The organism is Streptomyces sp. SID14478 (genome assembly GCF_010548525.1).
Lineage (GTDB): Bacteria > Actinomycetota > Actinomycetes > Streptomycetales > Streptomycetaceae > Streptomyces.
Genome location: NZ_JAAGMG010001396.1, coordinates 1 through 4,227, shown reverse-complemented (window position 1 = coordinate 4,227; position 4,227 = coordinate 1). Strand labels below are relative to the sequence as shown.

Sequence of the window (4,227 nt, the reverse complement as noted above, 5' to 3'; positions counted from 1 at the left end):
GCGCTCGGCTTCCTGACGGTGCAGGGCGGGGCGGTGGTGCCGTGGGGTCTGCCGCAGCCCCTGATGTGGCCGACGTACACGTGGGCGGCGCAGCACGTCCCGCCCGGCGACGTGGTCCTGACGGACGACTCCCGGGCGGCCCGCTCGCTGCCCGGCTTCGGCCCGAACCTGGTCGCCCCGCCGTGGCCGGACCCGGCCCTGGACGAGCAGGAGCGCCGGCGCCGCCTGACGGCCGTGCGCGCGTACCTCTCCCCCGGCTCGACGCGCTCGGAGCGCATGGCCATCGCGCAGCGCTACGGCGTGCACTGGCTGCTGCTCGACAAGAGCCGCAGGCTCCCCGCGGAGGCGGTGATGGTGGCGTGGAGCCCCCGGACCGGCGAGGTGCTCGCACGGGTCAACGGGGGCTCACCGAGGACGGGTTGATCCCGGTACGGGGCCGTACGGCCACTCGCCTACTCGATGACGAGGTCCACCTCGATGTTGCCCCGGGTCGCGTTCGAGTACGGGCACACCTGGTGGGCCTGCTCGACCAGCTTGCGGCCCGTCTCGGCGTCGACCGTGTCGGGCAGTTCGACGCGGAGCACGACGGCGAGGCCGAATCCCTCGCCCTGCTTGCCGATGGAGACCTCGGCGGTCACGGCGGCGTCGGTGACGTCCACCTTGGCCGCGCGGCCGACGACCCCGAGCGCGCTGCCGAAGCAGGCCGCGTATCCGGCGGCGAACAGCTGCTCCGGGTTCGTGCCCTGGTCGTTCCCGCCCATCGACGCGGGGATGCCGAGCTGGAGGTCGATCTTGCCGTCGGAGGAGACGGCGCGTCCGTCGCGGCCGTGGGTGGCGGTGGCGACGGCGGTGTAGAGGGCGTCCATGAGGGATCTCCTTCTCGGGAAGCGTGCGGTGTCCTTGCGACCACAAGTCCTTACGCCCTCAAGTAGAGCACGCAATTCAATTGCGCACAACTAAATCGCGCCGTCGGCTACCCTGGAGCCATGACGAGCACCAAGGACGACGAGGACTTCCTGCGCCTGGACCGGCAGATCTGCTTCTCCCTGAACGCGGCCTCGCGCGCGTTCGGCGGCGTCTACCGCACGCTCCTCAAGGACCTGAACCTCACCTACCCCCAGTACCTGGTCATGCTGGCGCTCTGGGAGGCACCGAAGGACGAGGGACTCGCGGTGAAGCGGCTCGGCGAGCGCCTGCGCCTGGACTCCGGCACCCTCTCCCCGCTCCTCAAGCGCCTGGAGGCGAACGGCCTGGTGCGCCGGGAGCGCAGCGCGCGGGACGAGCGCTCGGTGACCGTGACGCTCACGGACGCGGGGGCCGAGTTGAAGAAGGCCGCGGCCGAGGTCCCGCGCAGGATCGGGAAGGCCACCGGCTTCGAGCTGTCCGAGATCGAGGACCTGCGCGAGCGGCTGAACCGGCTGACCGAGGCATTGGACCGCTCGGCGCTGAGTTGAGCGCGGAATCGCGATTCGGGACATACGCTCCCGAATCGTGACAGTCGACACACAAGAACGCCCCACCGCCCTGACCCCGGTCCTCGCCACCTGGGTCCGCCCGAGCCGGCTCTCCCGCGCCGCCCTCCCCGTCACCTGGCTGCTCACCCGCGCCGCGATGCTGCTCCTGCTGCTCCGCGACGACGCGCACCCGATCGGCGTCGGCGGCGTCGCCCGCGAGGTGCACGGGCTCTACGCGCACTGGTACGCGACCCTCGCGCACGGCGCCTTCCCGGCCGACGACCCGATGTGGCAGTACCCGCCGGGCGCGGGCCCGCTCCTGCTCGCCCCCGGCGCACTGCCCGGACTCACGTACTTCCAGGGGTTCGTGGCGCTCACCCTCGCCGCCGACGCGCTGGTCACGTACGTCCTGGTGCGCGGCGACCGCGACCCGCGCGGCGCCTGGCTCTGGACGGCGGGGCTCCCCCTCCTGCTGCACATCCCGCTCGCCCGCTACGACGTCCAGGTCACCGCGCTCGCCGTCCTCGCGCTGCTCACGCTGCAGGCCGCGCCCCGCCTGTCCGGCACCCTCGCCGCGCTCGGCGCCCTCGTGAAGGTCTGGCCCGCGCTGACGCTCCTCGGCGCACCCCGCGGACGGACGACGCGGCAGGCGTGGGGATCGGCGCTCGCGGCCGCGGCCGCCCTGCTCGTGACCCTGGCCCTCGCCTTCCGCTCCCCGTTCTCCTTCCTGAGCGGGCAGAGCGGGCGCGGCGTGCAGATCGAGTCGCTCGGCGGGACGGCGCTCGCGGTCGCGGCCCGGTTCGGCTGGCCGGGCCGGGTCCGGTACCAGTACGGGGCGATGGAGTACGTCGGCCCGTACGTCGGCGTCGTCGCGGGCGCCTGCCTGGCACTGACGGCTGCCGCCTTCGGCGTACTGCTGTGGTGGCGGGTGCGGGCGCGCCAGTACTCGGTGGCGACGCCCTACGACGCCGCGCTGTGCGCCGTGCTGATGTTCACCGTCACCAGCCGCGTGATCAGCCCGCAGTACCTGATCTGGCTGCTGGGCCTGTCCGCGGTCTGCCTCACCTCCCGGTACACGAGCCAGCGCCCGGTCGCGCTCCTGGTGCTCGCGGCGGCCGGCGTGAGCGCGCTCGCGTACCCCGTCCTGTACGCGGACGTGATGGCCGGGACGTGGCTCGGCGTGGCGGTGATGGCCGTGCGCAACGCCCTTCTCCTCGGAGGGGTCCTGCTCTCCTTCCGTTCCCTCTGGAGGGCTACGAAAGAGTAAAAACTCCCTCTTACCGGACAATTACCGGAAACCCCTAAGATTCACCCTGTGGATCCCATCGAGCCCCGCCCGTCTCCCCCTGTCTCCGAGGCCCCGACGGCCTCCGTCAGCGTGATCGTCATCGGCTACGACGACGCGGCCCACGTCGGCGACGCCGTGCGCTCGGCGCTCGCGCAGGGGCCCGCCGTGCACGAGGTGATCGCGGTGGACGACTGCTCCACGGACGGCAGCGGCGCCCTGCTCGACGCGCTCGCCGCCCGGGAGCCGCGGCTGACGGTCGTGCACCGCGCGACCAACAGCGGCGGCTGCGGCACCCCCCGCAACGACGGGATCGACCGCGCCCGCGGCACGTACCTGATGTTCCTCGACAGCGACGACGTGCTGCCGCCCGGCGCCGTCGACGTGCTGCTCGACGCGGCCGTGCAGCACGACGCACAGGTCGCCTCCGGGCTGTGCGTGCGGCGCGAACTCCCGTCCGGGTGCGAGGTCCCCTGGCACCCCGAGCTCTACGCGAAGGCGGCCGTGGTCGCCCACCCGACCCGGCGCCCGCGCCTCGTCCAGGACACCCTGTGCGTGAACAAGCTGTACCGCACGGACTTCCTGCGCACGCACGCGATCCGCTTCCCCGAGGGCCCATTCGTCTACGAGGACTTCGTGTTCACCGCGCGGATGCTCGCCGCGGGCCCGCGCCTCGCGCTCGTCCCCGCACCCGTCTACGTATGGCACGTGCGCCGCACCGCCCAGAAGCTCTCCCTCTCCCTGGACCGGGGCCGCATCGACAACTGGCAGGCCCGCCTCGACGCCCACCGCCAGTCGGTCGACATCCTCCTCGACGCCTCCCAGAAGCGGCTCGCCCGGGCCGCCCGCTCCGCCTTCCTCGACCACTCCCTGCGGATGTACGCGCGCGAACTCGACCTGCGCGGACCCGAGTACCGCACCGAGTGGTGGACCCGCACGCGCGCCTACCTGGAGACCTTCGACGCCGCCGACTTCGAGGCGGCGCCCGCTCCGGGCCGCGTCGTCGGCCGCCTGGTCCTCGCGTCACCGGTCCCCCGCGACCTGCCCCGCGTCAAGGAGGTGGCGGCCCGCCCGGCCCGGCTGCTCCCCCCGTACGCCCGCACCCCCGACGGCACGCCCGCCTGGTCCGCCGACCTGCCCCAGGTCTCCCTGGAGCACCTGCTGCACCGCCCGATGAGCCTGCTGCCGGTGGCCGTCGACGGCGAGCTGCGCCCCGGCGCCCGCGGCACCCGGCTCACCCTCCTGCTGCACGAGCTGTACGGACGGGTCGCCGACGCGGGACCGCGCACCGTGGACGTCGAACTCGTCGACCGGCGGCGCGGCACGGTCCTGCAGTACCGCACGGCCGCGTTCACCGCCCAGCCCGAGGACGACCTGTGGACGGCGACGACCTCGCTCGACCTGTCCGCGCTCGGCCGCCCCGGCACCTGCGACATCCGCCTGCGCCTGCACTTCGCCGACGGCAGCCGGCGCGACGCCACCGCACAC

Annotated in this window: 4 protein-coding genes and 1 pseudogene; 4 read left to right on the top strand and 1 reads right to left on the bottom strand. The window is 73.5% G+C overall.

The genetic code is table 11. The features are described 5' to 3' along the window. Positions 1-423: pseudogene (locus tag G3I40_RS44380) on the top strand (hypothetical protein); the annotation flags it as partial. Between the two features lie 29 nt (positions 424-452). Here G3I40_RS44380 and G3I40_RS44375 read toward each other — a convergent pair. Beyond that, positions 453-866: an organic hydroperoxide resistance protein gene (locus G3I40_RS44375; RefSeq protein ID WP_164560452.1), complete on the bottom strand. Its 414-nt coding sequence runs from the start codon at positions 864-866 to the stop codon at positions 453-455. Between the two features lie 120 nt (positions 867-986). Here G3I40_RS44375 and G3I40_RS44370 point away from each other — a divergent pair, with 120 nt between their 5' ends. The 3 genes from G3I40_RS44370 to G3I40_RS44360 all read left to right on the top strand — a co-directional run. Next, positions 987-1,454, top strand: coding sequence for a MarR family transcriptional regulator (locus tag G3I40_RS44370; RefSeq protein ID WP_164560451.1), 468 nt, complete (start codon positions 987-989; stop codon positions 1,452-1,454). Positions 1,455-1,593: 139 nt separating this feature from the next. Further along, positions 1,594-2,721, top strand: a complete 1,128-nt coding sequence (locus tag G3I40_RS44365) for a glycosyltransferase 87 family protein (RefSeq protein WP_239092312.1) — start codon at positions 1,594-1,596, stop codon at positions 2,719-2,721. 48 nt (positions 2,722-2,769) lie between these two features. Continuing rightward, positions 2,770-4,227 (top strand): glycosyltransferase family 2 protein (locus G3I40_RS44360; protein ID WP_343245218.1); only part of this gene is annotated, 1,458 nt, incomplete at its 3' end.